This window comes from Lentzea cavernae, assembly GCF_014653695.1.
GTDB lineage: Bacteria > Actinomycetota > Actinomycetes > Mycobacteriales > Pseudonocardiaceae > Lentzea > Lentzea cavernae.
In genome coordinates, this window is sequence record NZ_BNAR01000023.1 from 85975 (window position 1) to 108245 (window position 22271).

General features: G+C 69.3%; 24 protein-coding genes. 13 read left to right on the forward strand and 11 right to left on the reverse strand.

Going from position 1 to position 22271, the window contains the following annotated elements; all coding sequences use genetic code 11:
- Positions 1-2 precede the first annotated feature (2 nt).
- The 3 genes from IE307_RS42100 to IE307_RS42110 are packed head-to-tail and all read left to right on the forward strand — an operon-like array spanning position 3 to position 2094.
- Positions 3-314, forward strand: coding sequence for an L-rhamnose mutarotase (locus IE307_RS42100; protein WP_191305094.1), 312 nt, complete (start codon positions 3-5; stop codon positions 312-314).
- Positions 311-1267, forward strand: a complete 957-nt coding sequence (locus IE307_RS42105) for an aldo/keto reductase (protein WP_191305095.1) — start codon at positions 311-313, stop codon at positions 1265-1267. Before IE307_RS42100 ends, IE307_RS42105 begins: the two co-directional genes overlap by 4 nt.
- Positions 1264-2094, forward strand: a complete 831-nt coding sequence (locus IE307_RS42110; protein WP_191305096.1) for an amidohydrolase family protein — start codon at positions 1264-1266, stop codon at positions 2092-2094. Before IE307_RS42105 ends, IE307_RS42110 begins: the two co-directional genes overlap by 4 nt.
- Here IE307_RS42110 and dapA read toward each other — a convergent pair.
- Positions 2091-2948: a 4-hydroxy-tetrahydrodipicolinate synthase gene (dapA, locus tag IE307_RS42115; RefSeq protein WP_191305097.1), complete on the reverse strand. Its 858-nt coding sequence runs from the start codon at positions 2946-2948 to the stop codon at positions 2091-2093. The genes IE307_RS42110 and dapA overlap by 4 nt on opposite strands.
- 71 nt (positions 2949-3019) lie before the next feature.
- Between dapA and IE307_RS42120 the strand changes: the two genes are divergently transcribed.
- The 4 genes from IE307_RS42120 (at position 3020) to IE307_RS42135 (ending at position 5885) form a co-directional block, all read left to right on the forward strand.
- The gene (locus IE307_RS42120) at positions 3020-3898 is read left to right on the forward strand and encodes a LysR family transcriptional regulator (RefSeq protein ID WP_191305098.1); all 879 of its coding nucleotides are present in this window, start codon (positions 3020-3022) and stop codon (positions 3896-3898) included.
- A 47-nt stretch (positions 3899-3945) separates the two neighbouring features.
- Entirely contained in the window at positions 3946-4683 is a 738-nt protein-coding gene (locus IE307_RS42125) for a PIN domain-containing protein (protein WP_191305099.1), read from the forward strand.
- 201 nt (positions 4684-4884) lie between these two features.
- Positions 4885-5697: a helix-turn-helix domain-containing protein gene (locus IE307_RS42130; RefSeq protein ID WP_191305100.1), complete on the forward strand. Its 813-nt coding sequence runs from the start codon at positions 4885-4887 to the stop codon at positions 5695-5697.
- A gap of 8 nt (positions 5698-5705) precedes the next feature.
- Positions 5706-5885 carry a DUF397 domain-containing protein gene (locus IE307_RS42135; protein ID WP_308436441.1) on the forward strand — a complete coding sequence of 60 codons (180 nt, stop codon included), beginning with the start codon at positions 5706-5708 and terminating at the stop codon, positions 5883-5885.
- Here the strand turns inward: IE307_RS42135 and IE307_RS42140 are convergent.
- Positions 5882-6556, reverse strand: coding sequence for a FadR/GntR family transcriptional regulator (locus tag IE307_RS42140; protein ID WP_191305101.1), 675 nt, complete (start codon positions 6554-6556; stop codon positions 5882-5884). The two genes, IE307_RS42135 and IE307_RS42140, sit on opposite strands and share 4 nt — an antisense overlap.
- Before the next feature lie 189 nt (positions 6557-6745).
- Between IE307_RS42140 and nagA the strand changes: the two genes are divergently transcribed.
- The gene (nagA, locus tag IE307_RS42145) at positions 6746-7948 is read left to right on the forward strand and encodes an N-acetylglucosamine-6-phosphate deacetylase (RefSeq protein WP_191305102.1); all 1203 of its coding nucleotides are present in this window, start codon (positions 6746-6748) and stop codon (positions 7946-7948) included.
- A 127-nt stretch (positions 7949-8075) separates the two neighbouring features.
- Here the strand turns inward: nagA and IE307_RS42150 are convergent, their stop codons facing one another.
- Genes IE307_RS42150 through IE307_RS42170 form a run of 5 tightly spaced genes read right to left on the reverse strand, consistent with a single transcriptional unit; the run spans position 8076 to position 13633 of the window.
- Complete coding sequence (locus tag IE307_RS42150; protein WP_191305103.1) at positions 8076-9113, reverse strand: SIS domain-containing protein; 1038 nt, start codon at positions 9111-9113, stop codon at positions 8076-8078.
- Positions 9110-10528: a glycoside hydrolase family 3 protein gene (locus IE307_RS42155; RefSeq protein ID WP_191305104.1), complete on the reverse strand. Its 1419-nt coding sequence runs from the start codon at positions 10526-10528 to the stop codon at positions 9110-9112. Before IE307_RS42155 ends, IE307_RS42150 begins: the two co-directional genes overlap by 4 nt.
- 3 nt (positions 10529-10531) lie before the next feature.
- The gene (locus IE307_RS42160; protein ID WP_191305105.1) at positions 10532-11350 is read right to left on the reverse strand and encodes a carbohydrate ABC transporter permease; all 819 of its coding nucleotides are present in this window, start codon (positions 11348-11350) and stop codon (positions 10532-10534) included.
- Complete coding sequence (locus tag IE307_RS42165) at positions 11350-12348, reverse strand: carbohydrate ABC transporter permease (protein ID WP_191305106.1); 999 nt, start codon at positions 12346-12348, stop codon at positions 11350-11352. The genes IE307_RS42160 and IE307_RS42165 overlap by 1 nt, the downstream gene beginning before the upstream one ends.
- A gap of 10 nt (positions 12349-12358) precedes the next feature.
- Positions 12359-13633 carry an extracellular solute-binding protein gene (locus IE307_RS42170; protein ID WP_191305107.1) on the reverse strand — a complete coding sequence of 425 codons (1275 nt, stop codon included), beginning with the start codon at positions 13631-13633 and terminating at the stop codon, positions 12359-12361.
- Positions 13634-13856: 223 nt separating this feature from the next.
- On the opposite strand from IE307_RS42170, the gene IE307_RS42175 reads away from it, so the two are divergent.
- A complete protein-coding gene (locus tag IE307_RS42175; protein ID WP_030480591.1) occupies positions 13857-14612 on the forward strand; it encodes a GntR family transcriptional regulator in 756 nt (251 codons plus the stop codon).
- Positions 14609-16069 (forward strand): MFS transporter, encoded by a 1461-nt coding sequence (locus IE307_RS42180; protein ID WP_268250475.1) that lies wholly within the window; start codon positions 14609-14611, stop codon positions 16067-16069. The genes IE307_RS42175 and IE307_RS42180 overlap by 4 nt, the downstream gene beginning before the upstream one ends.
- On the opposite strand, the gene IE307_RS42185 is transcribed toward IE307_RS42180, so the two are convergent.
- Positions 16043-16951, reverse strand: coding sequence for a threonine ammonia-lyase (locus IE307_RS42185; protein WP_191305109.1), 909 nt, complete (start codon positions 16949-16951; stop codon positions 16043-16045). The two genes, IE307_RS42180 and IE307_RS42185, sit on opposite strands and share 27 nt — an antisense overlap.
- Complete coding sequence (locus IE307_RS42190) at positions 16948-17877, reverse strand: threonine ammonia-lyase (RefSeq protein ID WP_191305110.1); 930 nt, start codon at positions 17875-17877, stop codon at positions 16948-16950. The genes IE307_RS42185 and IE307_RS42190 overlap by 4 nt, the downstream gene beginning before the upstream one ends.
- A 63-nt stretch (positions 17878-17940) precedes the next feature.
- Here IE307_RS42190 and IE307_RS42195 point away from each other — a divergent pair, with 63 nt between their 5' ends.
- On the forward strand, positions 17941-18429 hold the full coding sequence (locus tag IE307_RS42195) for a hypothetical protein (RefSeq protein WP_191305111.1): 489 nt from the start codon (positions 17941-17943) through the stop codon (positions 18427-18429).
- Between the two features lie 527 nt (positions 18430-18956).
- A complete protein-coding gene (locus tag IE307_RS42200; RefSeq protein ID WP_308436442.1) occupies positions 18957-19940 on the forward strand; it encodes a S1 family peptidase in 984 nt (327 codons plus the stop codon).
- A 50-nt stretch (positions 19941-19990) separates the two neighbouring features.
- On the opposite strand, the gene IE307_RS42205 is transcribed toward IE307_RS42200, so the two are convergent.
- Positions 19991-20893 carry an NADP-dependent oxidoreductase gene (locus IE307_RS42205; protein ID WP_191305113.1) on the reverse strand — a complete coding sequence of 301 codons (903 nt, stop codon included), beginning with the start codon at positions 20891-20893 and terminating at the stop codon, positions 19991-19993.
- A gap of 49 nt (positions 20894-20942) precedes the next feature.
- Between IE307_RS42205 and IE307_RS42210 the strand changes: the two genes are divergently transcribed.
- Positions 20943-21500: a TetR/AcrR family transcriptional regulator gene (locus tag IE307_RS42210; protein ID WP_229905579.1), complete on the forward strand. Its 558-nt coding sequence runs from the start codon at positions 20943-20945 to the stop codon at positions 21498-21500.
- Here IE307_RS42210 and IE307_RS42215 read toward each other — a convergent pair.
- Entirely contained in the window at positions 21493-22254 is a 762-nt protein-coding gene (locus IE307_RS42215) for a dioxygenase family protein (RefSeq protein WP_191305115.1), read from the reverse strand. The two genes, IE307_RS42210 and IE307_RS42215, sit on opposite strands and share 8 nt — an antisense overlap.
- Positions 22255-22271: the final 17 nt, after the last annotated feature.

Genomic DNA, 22271 nt, shown 5'->3' on the forward strand with positions numbered 1-22271 from the left:
CGTTGGAGACCGTTGCGTTGCACACCCGGTTGCGCGAGGGACGCGAGGCCGACTACGACCGCGTCCACGCGACGATTCCGGTGGAGCTGGACGGGGCGTTGCGCGAGGCCGGGGTGCACTCGTGGCGGATCTGGCGTTCCGGGCGCGAGCTGTTCCACCTCGTCGAGGTGGAGGACTACCGCGCGATGCGTGAGCACCTGGCCGAGCACCCCGCCAACGTTCCGTGGCAGGCTCGGATGGCCGAACTGCTGGAGGTCGAGGACGACTACTCCGGCGCCGAACCCGCTGTGCGACTCGTGTGGGAGCTGCCGTGAAGGTCGATGTGTCCCGTCTGGGCTTCGGTGGCGCGCCGATCGGCAACCTCTACCGGGAGGTGTCCGACGAGGTGGCGTTCGGCGCGGTCGAAGCCGCGTGGCAGAGCGGCGTCCGCTACTTCGACACCGCGCCGCACTACGGGCTCGGCCTGTCGGAGCGTCGTGTCGGGGTTGCTCTGGCCGGGCGGCCGCGCGACGGGTACGTGATCTCCACGAAGGTCGGGCGGCTGCTGGAGCCGTTCGACGGCGAAGGCCTTGACGACGAGGGCTTCGCGGTGCCGCGGAACTTCCGGCGGGTGCGGGACTACTCGGCGGACGGCGTGAAGCGGTCGATCGAGTCCTCTTTGGAGCGCTTGGGCACCGATCGGGTGGAGATCGTCTACATCCACGACCCGGACGACCACTGGGCCTCCGCTTTCGGCGAGGCCTATCCGGCACTGGAGGAACTGCGGTCGCAGGGTGTCGTGGGCGCCATCGGCGTCGGCATGAACCAGTGGGAGATGCCCGAGCGGTTCGTCCGCGAGACCGACATCGACGTGGTGATGCTGGCCGGCCGGTACACGTTGCTGGAACAACCTTCGCTGGTCTCGTTCCTGCCCGCCTGCGTCGACCGTGGTGTGTCCGTGGTGGCGTGCGGGGTCTTCAACTCCGGGCTGCTGTCGAAGCCCGAGGTGGCGTCCGACGCCAGGTACGACTACGAGGAAGCGCCCTTCGAGCTGGTGGCACGGGCGCGGGCGATCGCCGAGGTGTGCGGGCGGCACGGCGTGACGCTGCCCCAGGCGGCGATCCAGTTCGCGCTGGGGCATCCCGCGGTGGTGTCGGTGGTGATCGGCGCACGGACGGCCGAGCAGATGACCGCCAACGCCTCGTACTTCTCCGCCGCGATCCCCGAGGACCTGTGGAACGAGCTGAAGGCGTTGAACCTCATCGATCCGGAGGTGCCCACCCCGTGATCGTCGACGCTCATCACCACCTGTGGGATCTCTCGGTGCGTGATCAGGACTGGATCACCGATCCGCCGATGGGCGCGATCCGGCGGTCGTTCCTGGAGCCCGACTTCGTCGCTGTCGCCGGTGAGGTGTCGGCCTCGGTGCTGGTGCAGACGGTGTGCGTGCCGGAGGAGACGCCGGAGTTCCTGGCCATCGCGGCTTCTTCGGACGTCGTCGGCGCGGTGGTGGGCTGGACGGATCTCACTTCCGCGGGTGTCGCCGATGCCCTGGCGGAGCTGGTGGAGTCGCCCGACGGGTCGTGGCTGCGCGGGATCCGGCACCAGGTGCAGGGCGAGCCGGACCCGGAGTGGTTGTGCCGCAAGGACGTCTGGAACGGGCTGGCGGCCGTCGGCGCGCACGGGCTGGTCTACGAGCTGCTGACCCTGCAGCACCAGATGCCCGCCGCACGCCGGACCGTGGCGGCGTTGCCGCAGGTCCACTTCGTGGTGGACCACTGCTCCAAGCCCGCGATCGGGTCGGATCCGGGGGAGTGGGCCGAGCTGATCCGGTCGCTCGCGGCGCACGAGAATGTGACGTGCAAGCTGTCCGGCCTGGTCACCGAGGCCGACTGGGAGCACTGGGACATCGACCTGTTGAGGCCGTACTTCGAGGTCGTGCTGGACGCGTTCGGCCCGGAGCGGCTGATGTTCGGCTCGGACTGGCCCGTCTGCCTGCTGGCGGCCACCTACGACGAATGGCTTGGTGCGGCCCGAGAACTGGTGTCGGAGCTGTCCGCCGGCGAGCAGGCCGCGATCTTCGGGGACACCGCTCGCCGGGTCTACGGGCTTTAGAACAGCGCCTTCAGCTCGTTGATCAGCTCCGGGGTCGCTCCGACGAGCGGCTCGCGGACCGGGCCGGAGGGCAGGCCGAGCAGGTTGAGCGCGGCCTTGACCGCGACGGCGCCGGGCTCGCGGGTCATGATCGCGGTGATCACCGGCAGCAGCGCCTGGTGGCGGCGCAGGGCCTCCTTGTTGTCGCCCTCGTCGTAGGCGTCGAGCATCGCCTTGATCTCGTTGCCGACGACGTGGCCGACGGTGCTGACCGTGCCGACGCCGCCGATCGAGTACAGCGGCAGGATCAGCTCGTCGTTGCCGGAGTAGTAGTCGAGGCCGGTCTCGGCGATCACGCGGGCGGTCGCGAGCAGGTCGACCTTGCAGTCCTTCACACCGACGATCCGCGGGTGCTCGGCGAGCCGCAGCAGCGTCTCGGTGTCGATCGCGGTGCCCGTGCGGCCGGGGATGTCGTAGAGCAGCGCCGGGAGGCCGGACGCGTTCGCCACCTGCCTGAAGTGGTTCTCGACGCCCTCCTGCGTGGGCTTGCTGTAGTACGGCGTCACGACCAGCAGGCCGTCGGCACCGCTCTCCTGCGCCTGGTGGGCGAGCTCGATGGTGTGCCGGGTGGAGTTGGTGCCGACGCCCGCGAGGATCTGCGTCCGGTCGCCGACGGCCTCCTTCACGGCCTTGATGACCTGCGCCTTCTCGACGTCGGTCGTGGTCGGCGCCTCACCGGTCGTGCCGTTGACGACCAGGCCGTCCGCGCCGCCCCGGTCGACGAGGTGCGCCGCCAGCTCCTGCGCACCCTTGAGGTCCAGGTCACCGTCGGGGGTGAACGGGGTGACCATGGCTACGAGCACTCGTCCGAACATGCCTCCAGCGTGGCTCCAGTCTTCGCGAAGTTCCAGTTAGAAGTTCTGCTCGGAACGTTAAGCTGAGCTTTGTGTTGGACGTTAGACGGCTTCGGCTGCTCCACGCTCTGTCGGTCCACGGCACGGTCACGGCCGCCGCGGAGGCGTTGCACGTGACCTCGCCGGCGGTGTCCCAGCAGTTGGCTGCGCTGGAACGCGAGGCCGGTGTCGCGCTGGTCGAACGGGACGGGCGCCGGCTCGCGTTGACGCGCGCCGGGCACGTGCTGGCGGCGCACACGCAGCTCGTGCTCGACCAGCTCGCGGCGGCCGAGGCCGACCTGGCTTCGTTGCGCACGTCCGTGTCCGGTGTCGTGCGCGTCGGGGCGTTCGTGTCCGTTGCCGCCTTGCTGCCCCGGGTGATCCAGGTGCTGAGGTCCCAGCACGGGTCCGATGTGGACCTGTTCGTGCACGAGATGGAACCGGAGGCGTCACTGCCCGCGTTGCGGCGCGGGGACATCGACATCGCGGTGATCCACTCGTACAACATCATGCCGCGCTCGCTGCCCACGTCCTGCGAGTCGTTCGAGTTGTTCGTGGAGCCGGTGAACGTCGCCCTGCCGCTTTCAGACCCGTTGGTGCAGCAGGACTCCGTGGACCTGTCGGTGCTGGCGGACCGGCCGTGGATCATGCCGAGGACCGACGCGTCCTGCCACGAGCTGACCCAGCGGGCGTGCGGTGCGGCCGGGTTCGTGCCTCGGGCGCAGGCCTATTGCGACGACTTCGGGGTGATGTGCGGGCTGGTCGAGGCCGGGCTGGGGGTGGCGCTGGTGCCTTCGGTGGCCCGGCGGCCCGGTGTTGCGTTGAGGCCGTTGACGCAGCAGGTGTTCCGGACGGTGTCGGCAGTGGTGCGGAACCGGGCGGACGGGCAGCCAGCCGTTCGGGTGGTCTTGGAACAGCTGCGGCAGGTCTGACACTTCACTCGTTTGGGTCCAATGTGGATTCGGGCTATCGTCGCTGGATGCGTGTGGGCGTTTACGTGGATGGCTACAACCTCTATTACGGCGGACGAAAGCATTGCGGCCGTGGTACTTCAGGTTGGCGCTGGCTAGATGTGCGGGCCCTGGTCAATTCCTTGCTGGCCGAACAAGCGACCAACTGGCCGGGAGCTCAAGCGGACCGGATCGTCTACTGCACCGCCAGGATCAGCTCGGCCCACAACGCCTCGGGCTCGCAGGACCAGGACGTCTACCTGAAAGCGTTGCTGGCGGCCGGAAGCGTCGATCACATCGAGTACGGCAACTACATCAGCAAGGTGATCAAGCGGCCTCTGGCGACCGAGGGGAACAAAGGCCGTCCCGTTCTGGTACACCCCGAGTGGCCGATCAAAGTGCAGGCGCAGGGGCAGCCGGTCGCCGGAGCACTGTTCATGGCATCGGTGGCAACGTTCGAAGAGAAGGGTTCCGACGTCAACGTCGCCGCGCACCTCCTGGTGGACGTGCTGGTGGGGGCTGTTGACGCTGTCGTGCTCATCAGCAACGACAGCGATCTTCGACTGCCTGTCGACCACGCCTGGCAACGAGTGCCTGTCGGTGTCGTGAACCCTGGCAGCGGCTACACGGCCGGAGCATTGTCGATGAGCGCCGGAACGGGTGTCGGTAGTGGTCACCACTGGTGGCGGACGCTCACGGAGGTGGACTTCCGGAGTCATCAACTGCCTGATCCTGCAGGTCGCTACACCCGCCCTCCGGGCTGGTGATGCATGCACGCACGCAAGTTGTCGTGCTAGCATGGGTGCATATCCGCCCGGCCCCTCGTGGGTCGGGTTTTTTTTATTGCCTGCGGTCGGTTGCGCCGGGCGGACGGGCAGCCAGCCGTTCGGGTGGTCTTGGAACAGCTGCGGCAGGTTTAGGCGCAGTGAGAATCTCAGATTCCAGATCACGCCGATAACGTCTCATTCGTGTCCGAACCCACGTTCCGGCAGCGGCGCCTCGGCAGGGCTTTGCAGGCGCTGCGCGAAAGGGCACGGCTCAGTCAGAAGGACATCGCCGAGCGGCTGCGCTACAACATCGCGAAGGTCAGCCGCATCGAGAACGGTCAGGTGCCCGACTACTCCGCGTTCGAGACGATGCTCGACGTCTACGGCGTGATCGCCGACGACCAAGAGCCGTACGTCGAGATGTGGCAGCTCGCGGACGAGAAGGCCTGGTGGCACCAGTACCGGCTGGAGGACCAGGGCTACATCAGCCTTGAGCACGACGCCACGGCGATCAGGACGTTCGAGGCCAGCTACATCCCCGGCATGGTTCAGAGCAAGAGGTACATGCGTGCGTTGTTCGCCAGCGTGCGGGCGCCGCGGTCGAAGAAGTGGGTCGAGGATCAGATCGCGATTCGGGTGCGCAGGCAGCAGCGCCTCCACGGCGACAAACCGGTTCGGTACCAAGGGATCTTCACCGAGTCCGCGCTTCGGCACGCGGATCGCGGGCAGCTGCTGCACATCAACGAGGTGGGCGAGCTGCCCAACGTCACGCTGCAGGTCATCCTCGACTCGATCGGCCTGCACGAGGGGTACAACGGCTCGTTCGCGTTGCTGGACTTCCCCTACCCCAGCGACCCCCGAGTGCTGTACGTCGAACACACCGAGGGGTCGATCCACATCGAGGATCCGGCCAGGGTGAAGTCCGCTACCCTCACCTTCAAGCACCTTTCGAAGCTGGCGTTGACCCCGGAGGAGTCCGCCGCGTTGATCGGAAGGTTGGCTGCCGAGAGGTAGGGATCGAAGTGTCCGTTGTGTGGCGCAAGAGCAGCCGCAGCAACAGCGGGGGAAACGGCAACTGCGTCGAGGTTGCTCTGAACGGCTCCGCCGCGCTCCTGCGTGACTCCAAGAACACGGCTTCCACAGTCGACGTGCCCGGCTGGACCGGCTTCCTGGACGCCGTCAAGCGCGGCGACTTCGACTAGGCCAGGTCCGACAGCCACTGCTCGACGCCGGCCACGTGCACCGTGGACCAGCTGCGTGCGAGCTCCGGCTGGTGTGCGGCCAGCGCGTCGACGATGGCGCGGTGCTCGGCGACCGTGCGGTCCACGGCGTTCGACTGGGTGATGCCGCGCCAGATCCTCACCCGGACGGTGGGGCCCGCGAGCGTGTCGAGGAGCTGGGCCAGGTAGGCGTTGCCCGAGCACTGGGCGATGGCGCGGTGGAAGTCGAGGTCGTGCTCGACCAGTTCCTCCACGGACTTGGCGCTCTCGGCCGCGTCGCAGAGGGCGCGGAGCTTCACGATCTCGTCCGGTTCCACCCTTTGGGCGGCCATGGCGGCCGCGGCGGGCTCCAGGATGCGGCGAACCTGGAGGACTTCGAGCACCGAGTCCTCGCCGCGGTGCAGGTCGAGCACGAACGAGAGCGCGCCGAGCAGGTCGTCGGCCCTGAGCGATGAGACGTACGTGCCGTCGCCCTGGCGGACGTCGAGCACCCGGACGAGCGACAGGGCCTTGACCGCCTCGCGCAGCGAGTTGCGGGACAGCCCGAGGCGTTCTGCCAGGTCAGCCTCTCGCGGGAGGCGGTCGCCGGGCTTCAGCTCGCCCGAAACGATCATCTCCTTGACGCGCAGGATCGCATCGTCGGTGACTGCCACGGCACCCTCAACTCGTACTAGACCTCGGATGTCTGGTGTCCAGTATGCGCCACGGATGGTCATCTTCGTGGCATCACGGTCATTTCGGACTGCATTCACCAACTGTCCTGTGAGATGGTTATCTAGTAACGACACGTGACGGGAACCCCTGTTGTGGCCATAATGGTCTGGACCATTCAAGGAGGGATCTTGGACGCCGTTGTCGCAGCACCGCGCGCATTGCTCGGTCGCACGATCGTCGGTCCTGCCTCGGTGCGGATCAGGGACGGCCGCATCGTCGAGGTGACCACCGGTGAAGCACCACCCGGCGCGGAGGTCCTGTCCGACGGCCTGCTGACGCCGGGCCTGGTCGACGTGCAGGTGAACGGCGCCGTCGGCGTCGACTTCGCCGAGGTGGACGCCCACGGGATGCGTTCCGTGGCCGAAGCTCTGCCGTCCACCGGTGTGACCCGGTTCTTGCCCACGTTGATCACCGCACCGGTCGACGTGGTTCTCAGGCAGGCCCGTGCCGTGCTCGCCGCCTCCGCCGCGTTGCCGGACGGAGTGGGTGCCCGGCCGCTGGGCGTGCACCTCGAAGGCCCCTTCCTGTCGCCCAAACGGGCAGGGGTGCACGACCCGTCGTTCATGGTCGAGCCTGGTCCAGACCAGATCTCGGCGTTGCTGGACGACGACCTGATCCGCCGCGCGTTGCGGATGGTGACGATGGCGCCTGAGCAGCCAGGCGGTTTCGAGGCCGTTCGCCGGCTCGCGGAGGCCGGGGTGCTGGTCGCCGTCGGGCACTCCGACGCGACCGGTGCGCAGACCCGTGCCGCCGCGGACGCGGGTGCGCGGATGGTGACGCACCTGTTCAACGCCCAGAGGCCGTTGGGGCACCGCGAACCCGGTGTGCCCGGCGTGGCTCTGGTCGACGAGCGCTTCACCCTCGGCCTGATCGCGGACCTGGCCCACGTGGGCCCGGACGTGTGCCGGCTCGTGTTCAACGCCGCCGGTGCGCGGGTCGCGCTCGTCACCGACGCCGTCGCCGCCGCGGGGATGCCGCCCGGCCGCTACCACCTCGGTGGCGCGGACGTGCTGCTCACCGAGGACGGCGTGCCCCGCTCGCCGGAGGGCACGATCGCCGGTTCGGCGCTCACGCTCGACCGGGCCGTGCGGAACATCGTGTCCGTCGGTGTTCCCGTGGCCGATGCCCTCGCATCGGCGACGATCGTGCCCGCCGAGGTCATCGGTGAGTCCGGTCTGGGTCGTCTCGCACCGGGCGCCGTCGCGGACCTGGTGTGGTGGGACGACGACCTGCGGCCCAAGAAGGTCTGGGTCGACGGCCGGGTCGTGTTCGACGCGGAGGTGCCTGTCGCGGCGCCTGTCGCGGCCGGGTACGCCACCGCGGGTCAGTAGATCTCCGACGACGAAGGGCGTCTTCCCCGTGCAGGACGGGGGAGGCGCCCTTTTCGGTCTTCGGCTGATCCGCGCGAAAAAAGAGCCCGCCTGGGGGGACCAGGCGGGCTCTTTCCGGTGGTGCGGGTCAGCGGGTGCGGGTGACCTTGTTCAGCCCGCGCGGGCTGTCCGGGTCGCCGCCGCGGGCGAGCGCGAGACCGTAGGCCAGGCGCTGCACGGGCAGGATCTCCAGCACGGGAGCCACTTCCTCAGCCGTCTCCGGGATGCCGATGGCGAGCGTCGCCCCGACCTTCTCCGAGGCCGAGCCGACCGCCACCACGTCAGCGCCGCGCTGGTGGACCACGTCGAGGGCGTCGCGCAGCGAGTCGCCGCCCTTGCCCAGCGACGTGACCGCGAGAACGGCGGTCTCGCCGTCGACGGCGGCGACCGGGCCGTGCAGCAGGTCGGCGCCGCTGTACGCGCGGGCCGCCAGGTAGGAGGTCTCCGCCAGCTTCAGCGACGCCTCCAGCGCGGTGGCGTAGGAGTAGCCGCGACCCGTGGTGAGGACCCGGTCCACGAACCGGTAGCGGCGGACGGCCTCGTCGACGGTCGGAGCCGACGCGTCGAGCGTGACCTGGGCCAGCTCGCCGAGGTTGGCCGCCGCCTCGCCGTTGCCGCCGCGCACCGCGTCGATCAGCAGGTACAGGGCCAGCAGCGTCGCCGAGTAGGTCTTCGTGGCGGCGACCGCGTGCTCGACGCCCGCGGACACGTCCACCGAGAGCTCGGCGGCCGCGTTCAGGGGCGAGTCGGCCGTGTTCGTCACGGCCACGGTCAGGGCGCCGCGCCTGCGGTAGGAGGCGGTGACCTCCAGCAGGTCGGGCGAGCCGCCGGACTGCGAGACCGTCACGAGCAGCACGTCGCGCAGGTCGGGCTCGGCGCCGTAGAGCGTGGTGGTCGAGGCGGAGACCAGGCCCGCGGGGAGCTCCAGCAGGATCTCGGTCAGGTACTTCGCGTAGATCGCGGCGTGGTCGCTGGAACCGCGGGCCGCGAACAGCACGAAGCGCGGTGCGCGTTCGCGGATCACCGCCGCCACCTCGGCGATCGCCGAGCGCGACTCGTAGAGCGAGGAGAAGATCGACGGCTGCGCGGCGATCTCCGCTTCCATGTGCCGGCCTGGCGTGGTCATGTCGTGCCTTTCAGGATCAGCTCGGCCGCGGCTCGGAGGCTCACCCGAGAACCGCCGTGGGTGTCGATGCGGGCGACGCTGCCCAGGTCCGGACCAGGCACGCCGGTTTCGACGTGCACCACGTCCAGCTGCAGATTAGTTAAGTTTGTTACCAGTTGTCGAGCGCTCGTGTGCCGGTGGGCATCTCGCGTCACGACCACAACCGTCCGGTCACCCGCCGCTTTCGCAACTTCGTCCGCGGAGATGTCGCGCGCGGCGATCACCTCGGTGCCCGGAAGCACCTCGCGCAGGTAGGGGCCGAGACCCCACGGGACGTCGCCGACCGCGATCGACGGGTCCACGACCAGGTCGACGACGACCGGGTCGGAACCAACGTCAACCCTGCCACGCACCTGAACAGCGCGTCGCGCGGCTGTGAGACCGATCTCGGGGTCGTGAGCGTCCACCGTGGACGGTGGAATGCCGAGCGCCAGCGACCGCGCCGCCGCCTGGGTGAGGCGTTCCTCGGAGAGGTCACCGGACTTGACCGCGCCGACGATCGAGTCGATCAGCCACTGCAGGTCGTCGTCGTTCAGCGCGATGCCACCGAGGCACAGCGAGTCGACACCGGCGGCCAGCGCGCGCACGGCGCCCAGGGCCAGGTCGCCGCCGACCGCCTTCATGTCCAGGCCGTCGGTGATCACCGCGCCGGTGAAGCCCAGCTCGGTGCGCAACAGGTCGATCGCGTGCTTGTTCAGCGTCACCGGCTGCGGACCCCACTCGGGGATCACGAGGTGGCCGGTCATGATCGAGCGGACGCCCGCGTGCACGGCCGCCTGGAACGGCACGAGCTCGACGGCGCGCAGCTGCTCCTCGGTGCGGGGGAGCACCGGGAGCTGCTCGTGGGAGTCCTCTGTGGACGCTCCGTGGCCGGGGAAGTGCTTGGCGCAGGCGGCGACGCCCACGGCCTGCAGCCCCTCGACCCACGCGGCGACGTGCCGGGCGGCGAGCACGGGGTCCGAGCCGAACGCGCGGACGCCGATGATCGGGTCGTCCAGCGTCAGCACCAGGTCGGCGGACGGGGCGAGGTTGAGCGAGATCCCGCACTTCGCGAGGCGCGACCCGATGGACGCGGCCACGGTCCTGGTGAGGTCCAGGTCGTCCACCGCGCCCAGCGCGTGGTTGCCCGGCACCTCGGAGCCGCGGCCCGCGTCGAGACGCGTGACGTCGCCGCCCTCCTCGTCGATGCCGATCACCACGTCCGGGCGCGCCGAACGCAGTTCGGTGCACAGAGCGGTCACCTGGGCGTCGTCGACGACGTTGCGCCCGAAGAGCACAACGCCGCCGAGGCCGTCAGCGACCCGCCGCAGCAACCAGTCGGGGGCGGTCGTTCCGTGGAAGCCGGGAAGCAGAACGGCAGCGGCCAACTGATCCACGCGTCATCCCTTCACAGCACCGGCTGTCACGCCGGCGACCATCTTGCGTTGCACGATGAGGAAGAACACCAGCGCGGGCACGGTGAACAGGACGGACGCGGCCATCGCGCCACCCCAGTCGGTGCCGAACGCCGTCTGGAACCCGGACAGCCACACGGGCAGCGTCTCCAGGTCCTGGCTGCGGATCAGCACCTTGGCGAACAGGAACTCGTTCCACGCGGTGATGAACGCGAACACCGAGGTGGCCACGAGACCCGGGCCCAGCAGGGGCAGGGTCACCTTCTGGAACGCCTTCCACCGCCCGCAGCCGTCGACCATCGCGGCTTCCTCGAGCTCGATCGGGATGCCGTTGACGAACCCGCGCAACGTCCACGCGCAGAACGGCAGCGTCACCGCGAAGTACACGAGGATCAGCGACGAGAGGTGTTCGTAGAGCTGCAGGTCCCGCATCATCAGGAACATCGGGATCAGCAACGCCTCGAACGGCGCCATCTGCGCGACCAGCATCAGCAGCACGAAGCTCTTGCGGCCGCGGAACGCGAAGCGCGACATGGCGACCGCCGCCGTGATGCCGATGACGATCGCGGCCACGACCGCGGTCAGGGTCACCAGGAGGCTGTTGCCGAGCGAGGACAGGAAGCCGGGCTTCGTCCACGCCGTCACGAAGTTCGTGAACGTCACCGAGAACGGGATCAGGTCGTAGTCCGACGTGATCGTCGAGCCCTTGGGCTTCAACGCCGTCGTGATCATCCAGTACGTCGGGAAGAGGAAGAACAACGCGAGCGCGAGGCCCGTCAGGTTCGCCGCGGACTTCTTGAGCATCAGATCTTCCCCTCCTCGGTCTGCAGCAGCTTGCGCAGGTACTGGAACGTGATGAGGCCGAGGATGACCATCATCAGCACGGAGATCGCGGCCGCGACGCCGAAGTGGCTCTTCGCGATGCCCTCCAGGTACTGCAGCACCGGCAGGGTCGTGCTCTCACCGCTGGGACCGCCCTCGCGGAACACCCAGATCTGGGCGAACACCTTGAAGTCCCACAGGGTCGACAGGAACGTCACCATCATCAGCAGGGACTTGATCTCCGGCCACGTCACCGCGCGGAACGTCTGCCACGGCGAGGCGCCGTCGATGCCCGCGGCCTCGTAGAGGTCGCGCGGGATGCCGACGAGCCCGGCGTACAGCGAGAAGGCGAGGAAGGGGATCGCCTGCCAGATGATGAGCAGACCGACGACGGACAGCGTCGAGGAGCCCGACGAGAACCACGAGTAGCCGGTGAACGAGTCGAAACCCAGCTGCACCAGCGTCTTGTTCAAGATGCCGTAGTTCTGGTCGAACATCCACTGGTAGACGGTGGTCGACGCGAGGATCGGCATCGCCCACGCGCAGAGCATCGCGATCTGCAGGGCGATCCGCACCACCGGCGACAGCACGCGCATCAGCAGTGCGATGCCGAGGCCGATGCCCACCGACGCTCCGACGACGGAGACGGTGAACACGACGGTGCGCAGCGAGACTTCCCAGAAGCGCTCGTCCTGCAGGACGGTCGTGTAGTTGTCGAGGCCCGTCCACACGACCTCACCGCGAACGAGCTCGCCGAGGTTCAGCTGGCGGAAGCTCGTCACGAAGACGGAGACGACCGGCCAGCCGATCAGCCAGAGGATCGCGATGAGTGCGGGAGCGAGCAGCAGGTAGGGCAACGCCCGGTCGAAGGCGCTGCCCCGGCGGCGGCGCTTGCGCGCCCCACCCGTCACGGCAGGCGGCAGCGCCGGAGGGATGTCCCCTGCCGGCGCTGCCGCTTCGGTCGTTTTGACGGCCGTCATCTCAGCTTGGCTAGGCCATGGCCTTGGTGATGGCTTCGCTCGCGTCCTTCGTCGCCTGGTCCAGCGTCTTCGCGCCGGTCAGGTACGCGGTGAGCGCGTCCTTGAGCGGGTTCTGGCCCGCCTCGACGGCCGCCCACTTCGGCGTCACCGGGGTGACCTTGCCGTTGGGGGAGGAGGCCGCGAGAGCCTTGCCGACCGCGTTGGTGGCCAGCTTGGCGGTGTCCTTCGAGGTGCCGGGAACCGCGCCGCCCTCGGCGAGCAGGTCCTGGTACTTCTTGGACGACAGCAGCGCCAGGTACTTCTTGGCCGCGTCGGTGTTCTTGCTCGACGCCGGGATGGCGAGGTTCGAGCCGCCCAGGAACACGGGGGCGGACGAGCCGGCCTTCTTCGACGGGATCGGGAACGCCGAGGTCTTCTCGGCCAGGCCCGCGTTCGCCTTCACGGCGCCGCCGAGCTCCCACGGGAGACCGACCATCATGCCGACGTTGCCCGTGCCGAAGACCTCCATCTGCTGGGGCTTCGCCTCGTCGATGTCAGCCGGGACCTTCTTGGCGGCCGACGCGTCGTAGATCGCCTTGTAGGCCTCGAAGCCGGCCTTCGCCTGCGGGGTGTCCAGCGTGCCGGTCCACTTGCCGCCGTCCTGCTTGGCGATGTCGCCGCCCTCGTCCCAGATCAGGGACAGCAGGAAGTACCAGGACTGACCAGGCAGGTACAGGGCCTGGAAGTCCGGGTTGGACGCGTTCGCGGCCTTGAGCTTGTTGATCGCGTCGATCCACTCGGCACGCGAGGTCGGAGGCGCCGTGACGCCCGCGGCCTGCAGCAGGTCCGTGCGGTAGATGACGGTGCGGTTCGCGGCGTAGAACGGAACGCCGTACTGCTTGCCGTTCAGCGTCAGCGAGTCCTTGAGGCCGCCCAGCCACTCGCCACCGTTGAACTGGCTCGCGTCAGCCGTGAGGTCGGCGAGGGTGCCCTGGTCGGCGAACGACGCCGTCTGGGTGTTGCCGAGCTCGATGACGTCCGGCGGCGTGCTGCTGGCCAGCGCGGTCGTCAGCTTCTCCTGGATGCCGGTCCACTTCTGGACCTCGTACTTGACCTTGATCCCGTTCGCCGACTCGAACTCCTTGTTCAAGGCGTCGGTCAGGGTCGGCGCCGCGGAGCCGTCCATGAGCCACACGGTGATCTCTTTGGTCTCCGTGCTGCCACCGCTGCTCGTGCTCGTGCCACAGCCTGACACGGCCACTGCCAGCGCGGCGGCACCGACAGCGAGTCCTCTCCAGCCCTTCACAGTTCGCGCCCTTTCACCGAGCCCGGCACAGGGCCGGAACTTCCAAGTGGTGTAGACCAATGCGGAACAGCGTGTGCTGCGTCACCGCGTCTGTCAAGCGCGTGACCAAGACGTTGCGAAGTCATCGGACGAATTTCGCGACGGATGTCGGGGGTTCGGACGCACGAATCGACACGGACAAGGCATCCTTGTGGTGCGTGACGTGGAGTGCGAGGAGGAGGCCATGCTGGAGACGACGCCTGCATCAGGCGTGGACGCCAGGACGCGTGCACAACGCGAGCCGAAGTACTGGGGTCTCAAGCGGCACCTGCTCGACCTCTTGAGGGCGCTGCCGCCCGGATCGCCGATCCCCACGGAACGGTCGCTGGCCGCGGAGTTCGACGTCTCCAGGACGACCGTCCGCCAGGCCCTGGCCGAGCTGACGGTGGAAGGCCGGCTGCTCCGGGTGCAGGGCAAGGGCACCTTCGCGGCGGAACCCAAGGTCGCCCAGAGGTTGCAGCTGTCTTCGTACACAGAGGACATGCGCGCCCAGGGCCGGGTGCCGTCGTCCAAGCTCATCGAGGCTTCGGAGATGCCGGCGGAGGCGGAGCTCGCCCGGTACCTGGGCGTGCGCCCCGGTGCCAAGGTGCTGCGCCTGCACCGGCTGCGCCTGGCCGACAACGAGCCGATGGCCATCGAGACGACCCACCTCGCGCTGGGCCGCTTCCGCGGGCTGCGCCGGTACCTGGCGCCCGGCGCCTCGCTGTACCAGGTGCTGTCCGAGCGGTTCGGCGTCGAGATGGGGCACGCCGAGGAGACGATCGAGACGGCGCTCGCCTCGCCGGAAGAGGCGGAGCTGCTCGGGGCGGACATCGGTCTGCCGATGCTGCTGCTCTCCCGGCACTCGTTCGACACCGAGGGCAACCCGATCGAATGGGTGCGCTCGGTCTACCGCGGCGACCGCTACAAGTTCGTGGCCACGCTGAACCGGCCGTCTTGATCGCCTGGGGCACGCCGCGAGCCCGGCTGGTCCTGACCACGACGATCCTCGGCTCGGGCATGGCCATGCTCGACGGGACGATCGTCAACGTGGCGCTGCCCCGGATCGGCGCGGAGCTCGACGCGTCGGTCAGCGACCTGCAGTGGATCCTGAACGGGTACCTGCTGGCGCTGGCCTCGCTGATCCTCGTCGCCGGATCTCTCGGCGACCGGTTCGGGCGGCGCCGGGTCTACGTGATCGGCGTGATCTGGTTCGGCGTCGCCTCGCTGCTGTGCGGTGCCGCGTGGAACGTTCCGGTGCTGGTGGCGGCACGTGTGCTGCAGGGCGTGGGCGCGGCGTTGCTGACGCCGGGCGCGCTGGCGATCCTGCAGTCGTCGTTCAACCGGGAGGACCGCTCACGCGCGATCGGCGCGTGGTCGGGACTGTCCGGTGTGGCCACCGCCGTCGGCCCGCTCGTCGGCGGGCTGCTGGTGCAGGCCTGGTCGTGGCGGCTCGCGTTCCTGGTGAACCTGCCGGTGGCCGCGCTGTGCGTGTTCCTCGCGCTGCGGTACGTGCCGGAGTCGCGCGACGAGTCGGCTGGGCACCCGAACTACCTGTCGGCGCTGGTCGGCGCGGTGGGACTCGCCCTGCTGACGGGCGGGCTCGTCGAGCAGTCGTACGTCGTGGCGGCCGCCGGGCTGGCCGCGATGATCGCGTTCGGGATCGTGCAGAAGCGCTCCGCGGACCCGTTGGTGCCGCCGGAGTTGTTCCGCAACCGGACGTTCTTGGTCTCCAACGTCCTGACGTTCCTCGTCTACGCGGCGCTGGGCGGCGTGATGGTGCTGCTCGTGCTGCAGCTCCAGATCTCGCTGGGCTACTCGCCGACGGCGTCGGGCCTGGCCAGCGTGCCGATCACGATCATCATGCTGCTGGCGTCCTCGACGTCCGGGAAGATCGCCCAGCGGTACGGGCCCCGGTTGCAACTGGTCGTCGGCCCGATCCTCGTCGGTCTGGGGATGTTGCTGCTGCGCAACGCCGTGCCCGGTGCCTCGTACGTCACCGGCGTGCTGCCCGGTGTGCTCGTGTTCGGCATCGGCCTGGCGATCGTGGTGGCGCCGGTGACGGCGACCGTGCTCGCCTCCGCCGACGACCACCACGCGGGCGTGGCGTCCGGTGTGAACAACGCCGTGGCGCGCACCGGCGGCCTGCTCGCGACGGCCGTGCTGCCCGCGGCCGTGGGGCTGATGGGCGACGACTACACGAACCCCGAGGTCATGACCGCCGGGTGGGAGATGGCTCTCGTGCTGTGCGCGGTCGCCGCGATCATCGGTGGCCTGCTGGCGATCGGCGTCGACAACCGGGTGCTCGCCGCGGCGCCCGAGCAGCAGGACGCCCCGCACCCCGGTGAGTGCCTGCACTGCGGGGTGGAGGGACCTCCCACGCACATCCGGTCAGGTGGCGAGAAGGCTCGCCAGTAGCCCGGGGTCGACGTTGCCGCCGGACACGATGGCAACGCCCCTGCCGCCGATCTTCCGCATCGCCGCGACCGCGACCGCCCCGCTCGGCTCGGCGACCAGCCGGGCCCTGCGGGCGAGGTCGGCCACCGCCGCGAGGATCTCGGCCTCCGACACGGTGATCACGTCGTCCACGTACGCGCTGATGTGCGCCCAGGTGAGTGCTGAAGGTTCGTCTCTCAACGCGTCAGCGACCGTCTGAGCCCGTTTCAAGGGGTCCCAGCGCACCAGTTCGCCCGTTTTGAGCGATTCCGCGATGTCGGCGGCCAGTTCGGGCTCCGCGCCGATCACGCGGACGTCCGGGCGCAGCGACTTGATCGCCGTGCCCACACCGGAGATCAGCCCGCCGCCGGACATCGGCACCACGACGGCCTCGACGTCCGGCAGGTCGTCCAGGACCTCGAGGCCGATCGTGCCCTGACCGGCGATGACGTCGGGGTGGTCGAACGGCGGGATCAGCGCCGCTCCACGTTCCGCGACCAGGGCCCGCGCCCGTTCGACGCGTTCGGTGATGCCGACGATGAAGACCTCGGCCCCCAACGCCTTCGTGGCCTCGACCTTGACCGCCGGGGTGTTGTCCGGCATCACGATCGCGGCCGGGACGCCGTGCAGGCGGGCGGCGAACGCCACGGCCTGCGCGTGGTTGCCGCTGGAGTACGCCACCACGCCGTTGGCGCGGTTCTCCAGGCGTGCCAACGCGTTCAGCGCGCCGCGCAGTTTGAACGCGCCGACCGGCTGGAGGTTCTCCGGCTTGATCCATCCAGAACCGAACGGCAGCAACGGTGTGCGCACCACGTGCGGTGCGATGACCGTCGCCGCCGAACGGACGTCTGGGAGCGCGATCATCCGAGGATCGACGCGAGCAGGTTCGGTTCGATGTTGCCGCCGGAGACCACCGCGACGGCCGGACCGTCCGGCAGCTTCCGGTTCAGGTAGGCGGCGACGGGCACGGCACCGCTCGGCTCGGCCACGACCCGCGTGCGGCGGGCGATCTGGTTCACGGCGTCCCGGATCTCGTCCTCGGAGACGGTGATGAAGTCGTCCACGTGCTTGCTGATGTGGGCCCAGGTCAGCTCCGAGGGCTCGGCGCGCAGACCGTCGGCGATGGTGCGGGCGCGGTCGTGCGCGTCCCAGCGGACCTGCTCTCCCGCGGTGAACGAGGCGGCGGCGTCGCCGGCCAGCTCGGGTTCGACGCCGATCACGCGGACGTCGGGGCGCAGGGCCTTCACCGCGGCCGCGACGCCGGAGATCAGCCCGCCGCCGCTCACCGGCACCAGGATCGTTGCCACGTCAGGAAGATCGGCGAGGACCTCCAGGCCGATCGTGCCCTGGCCCGCGATCACGTCCGCGTGGTCGAACGGCGGGATCAGCGTGGCGCCGCGCTCCTGCACCAGCTCGTTGGCGCGGGACTCGCGTTCGGTGATGCCGACGACGAACACCTCGGCGCCGTGCGCCCGCGTGGCCTCGATCTTGAGCTTCGGGGTGTTCTCCGGCACGACGATCGCGGCCGGCATGCCGAGCGTCTTGGCCGCGTACGCGACCGCCTGCGCGTGGTTGCCGCTCGAGTACGCCACGACACCGCGCGCCCGGTCCTCGGAAGGTATGCGGGACAAGGCGTTCACGGCGCCGCGGATCTTGAACGCGCCGATCGCCTGCAGCGACTCGGGTTTGATCCACAGGCCGGAGTCGAAGGGCAGCAACGGGGTGCGGACGACGTGCGGGGCGATGGCCTCCGCGGCCGCGCGGACGTCTTCGAGGGTCACCAGGCGCATGCGTCGATGATGCACGTCACCGGGGCACAACCGGTGAACTGTGCCCAACGTCCTACGTGTGTCATGTCTGAGAAGGAGAAGATCACCCCCGTCAAGCTCATCGCGAGTGTGCTCGCGGCCACCACAGCGGCCGTTCTGAGCCTTCGCCTCAACCTCGTCGGCACCATCATCGGCGCGATCCTCGCGAGCGTGGTGACCACCGTCGGCGCCGTGTTCTACCAACGGTCGATGGAACGCGAAAAGCGTTGGCAGGTAATCGCTGTCGGCGGACTGCTCGTGTTCGTCGTGACCGTCCTCACCGCCACGAGCGTCCAGCTCGTCACCGGCAGACCCGTCACCGCCGATACGGGCAAACCGTCCACAAGCACCCAGACCGAGACGCACACCGAGACGACGAAGACCGAGACGGAGACCGTGACGGTCCCTCCGAGCACGTCCGCCCCGTCGTCGTCGGAGAGCACCACCACGACCGGGCCGCCGTCGACGTCGACAGAATCCCGACAGCCGACGAACAGCTCGGCGCCTTCCTCCAGCGCCGACCCCATTCGGTGATCACGTAATCACGTTGAGCGATAGTTAACTGTCAATTGCTACGCGCCGCAGTTGATCTGTCGTGAGCTGTGACACACTTCGTTCACGTTCGAGGCGGGGCGTCATAGCCAAGAGTTCCGCAACTTCACTCGAACGGGCGTAAGGATTCGGTCCGGAAGAGACCGGGAGGAGGCGCAATGAGGCTCGTGGCACGTCCGCTTGAGCCCGGCGCCTGCCGTGGATTCGCGCCGCGACTGAGGACGGGAGGGGTGGGGCGACCCCTGCCGCCGCCCCACCACCCGTCCCCCTAGAGCCCCCGAGAGAGGTCCCTGCAACCGACTCTCGGGTTCCCCTGCACCCGAAAGTGAGGGAGACGCTTGATGAACCGCACGAGTGCGGCCCGTGTAACCGGTGCCGTGTTGCTCGCCACCGGAGTCGTCACTGCTCTCAGCGTACCGGCGTTTGGCGCCCCTGCCGCACCGGTCGGCTCATCCGGTTCCGATACGGAGAGCTACCCGGCCGAATTGCTCCAAGCGGTGGAGCGTGATTTGGGCCTGAACGCTGACCAGGCACGCGTCCGGTTGGCGTCTGACCAGAAAGCGAGCGAGGTCGCGGAGTCCGCCAAGTCGTCGCTGGGCGACGCGTTCGGCGGAGCTTGGATCGACCAGGCGAGCGGCAGACTGACCGTCGCCGTGACCAAATCAGGACTCTCCGTGACCGGCGCGGACACCCAGGTCGTGAAGAGCTCGCTCACGCAGCTCAACGGGACCAAGTCCGTCCTCGACGTGATGAGCGCCCCCAAGGCGATCACGAGCTGGCGCGTCGACGAGAAGTCGAACGCCGTCGTGATCGAGGTCAACAAGAACGCGCGTGACGCCGCGGCGGACAGCTTCATCGCCACCGCGAAGTCCATCGGCTCGACCGTGAAGGTCGAGGAGGTGACCGAGAGCCCGACGCCGCTGTACGACCTGCGCGGTGGCGACGCCATCTACATGGGCGGCGGGCGTTGCTCGCTCGGCTTCTCCGTGACCGGTGGCTACGTCACGGCCGGCCACTGCGGCACCACCGGTACCGCGGTCTCCGGCTTCAACCGCGTCGCTCAGGGCACGTTCGCCGGCTCCGTGTTCCCCGGCAACGACTACGCCTGGGTGCGCACCAACGCGAACTGGACCCCGCGTCCGTGGGTCAACCGCTACAACGGCACGAACGTGATCGTGAAGGGCTCGACCCAGGCTGCGGTCGGTTCGCAGATCTGCCGTTCGGGTTCCACCACGGGCTGGCGCTGCGGCACCGTCCAGGCGTTCAACCAGACCGTGAACTACCCGCAGGGCCAGGTGCGCGGCCTCACCCGCACCAACGCCTGTGCCGAGGGTGGCGACTCGGGTGGTTCGTGGGTGGCGGGCTCCGGCTTCGGCCAGGCCCAGGGCGTGACGTCCGGTGGTTCGGGCAACTGCTCGTCCGGCGGCACCACGTACTTCCAGCCGGTCAACCCGATCCTGTCGCGCTACGGCCTGACCCTCACGCGCGGCTAGTCCCCGCAACACCGTGAAGCGCTGTGACACCCCGGTGTCACAGCGCTTCTTCAGTTGACGAGCACGATCTTGCCGTGGGCGTGGCCGGTCTCGCTCAGCCTGTGCGCGTCGGCGGCCTCGGAGAGCGGGAAGACCCCGGCGAGCGGAACGGTGAACGAGCCCTGCTCGGCGAGCGCCGCGGCGATGGCGAGACCGTGCAGCGCCTGAGGATCCGAGCCGGGGCCTCCTGCCGTGTGGGACAGCCGGATCCCGTGTTCGCCGGACAGGTCGGCGATCGTCGCCACGCGGTCCGGTGAACCCGCGATCGTCACCAGGTCGGGAACCGCGCCCGCGCAGTGCAGAACCGCGTCCACCTCGGCGACCCGGTCCGCCAGGCCTTCTCCGTGCACGACGGGGATCGCGCCCAGTCCCGCGACGAAGTCCTGGGTCGACGGACCGGCGGCGCCGATCACCTTCGCTCCCCGTGCGACGGCCAGCTGGACGGCGACCGTGCCGACACCGCCCGCGGCTCCCGCGATGAGCACCGTCGTGCCGTCGCGGACCCCGAGCAGGTCCAGCGTCCTGGTGGCGGTCTCCACGTTGGCGGCCGCACCGCCCGCCTGCTCCCAGCTCAACGCCGCCGGCTTGGCCGTCCACGCGGCCAGCACCGCGTGTTCCGCGTTGGCGCCGCCGAGCCGGGCCAAGTCGACCAGGCCGAACACCTCGTCGCCCACGCCGACGCCGGTGACGCCCTCACCGACCTCGTCGACGACACCGGCCGCGTCCACGCCGGGCACGTGCGGGAGCGGCAGCCGCTGCCCGAACCGCCCGGCGCGCAGTCCGGCGTCGGCGGGGGTGACACCGGAGGCGCGGACGGCGACGCGGATCTGGCCGGGGCCCGCGTGCGGTTCGGCGATCTCGGCGACGTGCAGGACGTCGGCGGGGCCGTACTGGGAGAACTGGAGTGCTCGCATGGCGGCGAAATTAGTGGAACAGGGCGTCCGCTTAGCGGAAACTGAGACGGTGACGGGAAATCTGACTCACAACCTGCGCGCGGACGCCCAGGACAACCGCGACCGGATCATGGCCGTCGCCCGCGAGGCCTTCGCGGCGGAGGGGCTGGACGTGCCGATGCGCGAGCTCGCCCGGCGGGCCGGCGTCGGTCCGGCGACCCTCTACCGCCGCTTCCCCACCAAGGAAGCCCTTGTGGTGGAGGCGTTCTCGGAGCAGATGGCGGCCTGCACGGCCGCGGTCGACGAGGGGCTGGCGAACTCCGACCCGTGGCAGGGCTTCTGCCACACGGTGCAGGAGGTGTGCCGGCTGCACGTGCTCGACCGCGGGTTCGCGGCGGCGTTCACGAGCGCCTACCCGAGGGCGATCGACTTCGCCTCCGTGCGCGACATGGCGTTCAGCTCGCTCGGCGAACTCATCCGCCGGGCGAAGGCGACCGGGCGGCTGCGGGCCGACTTCTCGGTCGACGACGTGGTGCTGCTCCTGATGGCGAGCGGGGGCGTCCGCAACGGGACGCCCGCCATCGCGCGACGACTGGCCAGGTTGTTCCTGGAAGGCGCCGCTAGCTGAACTGCACGGACCGCTTCGAGAGCCCGTACCAGAAACCGTCCACGCTGGTGCGCGCCTTCTCGTCGCTCGCCGCGCCGAGGGCCACGAACAGCGGGGCGAAGTGCTCGGTCCTCGGATGGGCGATCCCGGCGGCCGGAGCCTTCACCTGGAAGTCCAGCAACGCGTCCACGTCGCCGGCGGCCAGCTGCTGGTGCGCCCAGTCGTCGAACTCCTTCGACCACGACGGCGGCTCGTAGTCCGGTCCGGCCGGGAAGTTCACGCAGCTCAGGTTGTGGGTCATGAACCCGCTGCCGACGATCAGGACGTTCTTGTCCCGCAACGGCGCCAGCTTGCGGCCGATCTCGTGCAGCTCGCGCGGGTCGAGCGTGGGCATCGACATCTGCAGCACCGGCACGTCGGCGTCCGGGAACATCTCCTTCAACGGCACGTAGGCGCCGTGGTCGAGACCGCGTTCCTCGTCCTGCTCGACGTGCCCGCCCAGCAGCTTGCGGACGTCGTCCGCGAGTTCCGGCGCGCCCGGAGCCTCGTACTTCACCTCGTAGTAGCGCTGCGGGAAGCCCCAGAAGTCGTAGACCAGCGGGACGGTGGTGGTCGCGCCGATGGTCGTCGGCGCCTCCTCCCAGTGCGCGGAGACCATGAGAACGGCCTCCGGGCGCGGGAGGGTGGCGGACCAGTCCTTGAGCTCTCTGGTCCACGTCTCGTCGTCAGCCAGCGGGGGAGCCCCGTGGCTCAGGTACAGCACAGGTGCGCTCACGTCTTCGAGAGTACGCC

Coding starts and splice junctions, on each gene's coding strand:
- dapA (WP_191305097.1), bottom strand. CDS start 2,948: ATGTTCGGACGAGTGCTCGTAGCCATGGTCACCCCGTTCACCCCCGAC.
- IE307_RS42125 (WP_191305099.1), top strand. CDS start 3,946: ATGCGTGTGGGCGTTTACGTGGATGGCTACAACCTCTATTACGGCGGA.
- IE307_RS42150 (WP_191305103.1), bottom strand. CDS start 9,113: ATGACCACGCCAGGCCGGCACATGGAAGCGGAGATCGCCGCGCAGCCG.
- IE307_RS42160 (WP_191305105.1), bottom strand. CDS start 11,350: ATGCTCAAGAAGTCCGCGGCGAACCTGACGGGCCTCGCGCTCGCGTTG.
- IE307_RS42165 (WP_191305106.1), bottom strand. CDS start 12,348: ATGACGGCCGTCAAAACGACCGAAGCGGCAGCGCCGGCAGGGGACATC.
- IE307_RS42175 (WP_030480591.1), top strand. CDS start 13,857: ATGCTGGAGACGACGCCTGCATCAGGCGTGGACGCCAGGACGCGTGCA.
- IE307_RS42185 (WP_191305109.1), bottom strand. CDS start 16,951: ATGATCGCGCTCCCAGACGTCCGTTCGGCGGCGACGGTCATCGCACCG.
- IE307_RS42190 (WP_191305110.1), bottom strand. CDS start 17,877: ATGCGCCTGGTGACCCTCGAAGACGTCCGCGCGGCCGCGGAGGCCATC.
- IE307_RS42195 (WP_191305111.1), top strand. CDS start 17,941: ATGTCTGAGAAGGAGAAGATCACCCCCGTCAAGCTCATCGCGAGTGTG.
- IE307_RS42205 (WP_191305113.1), bottom strand. CDS start 20,893: ATGCGAGCACTCCAGTTCTCCCAGTACGGCCCCGCCGACGTCCTGCAC.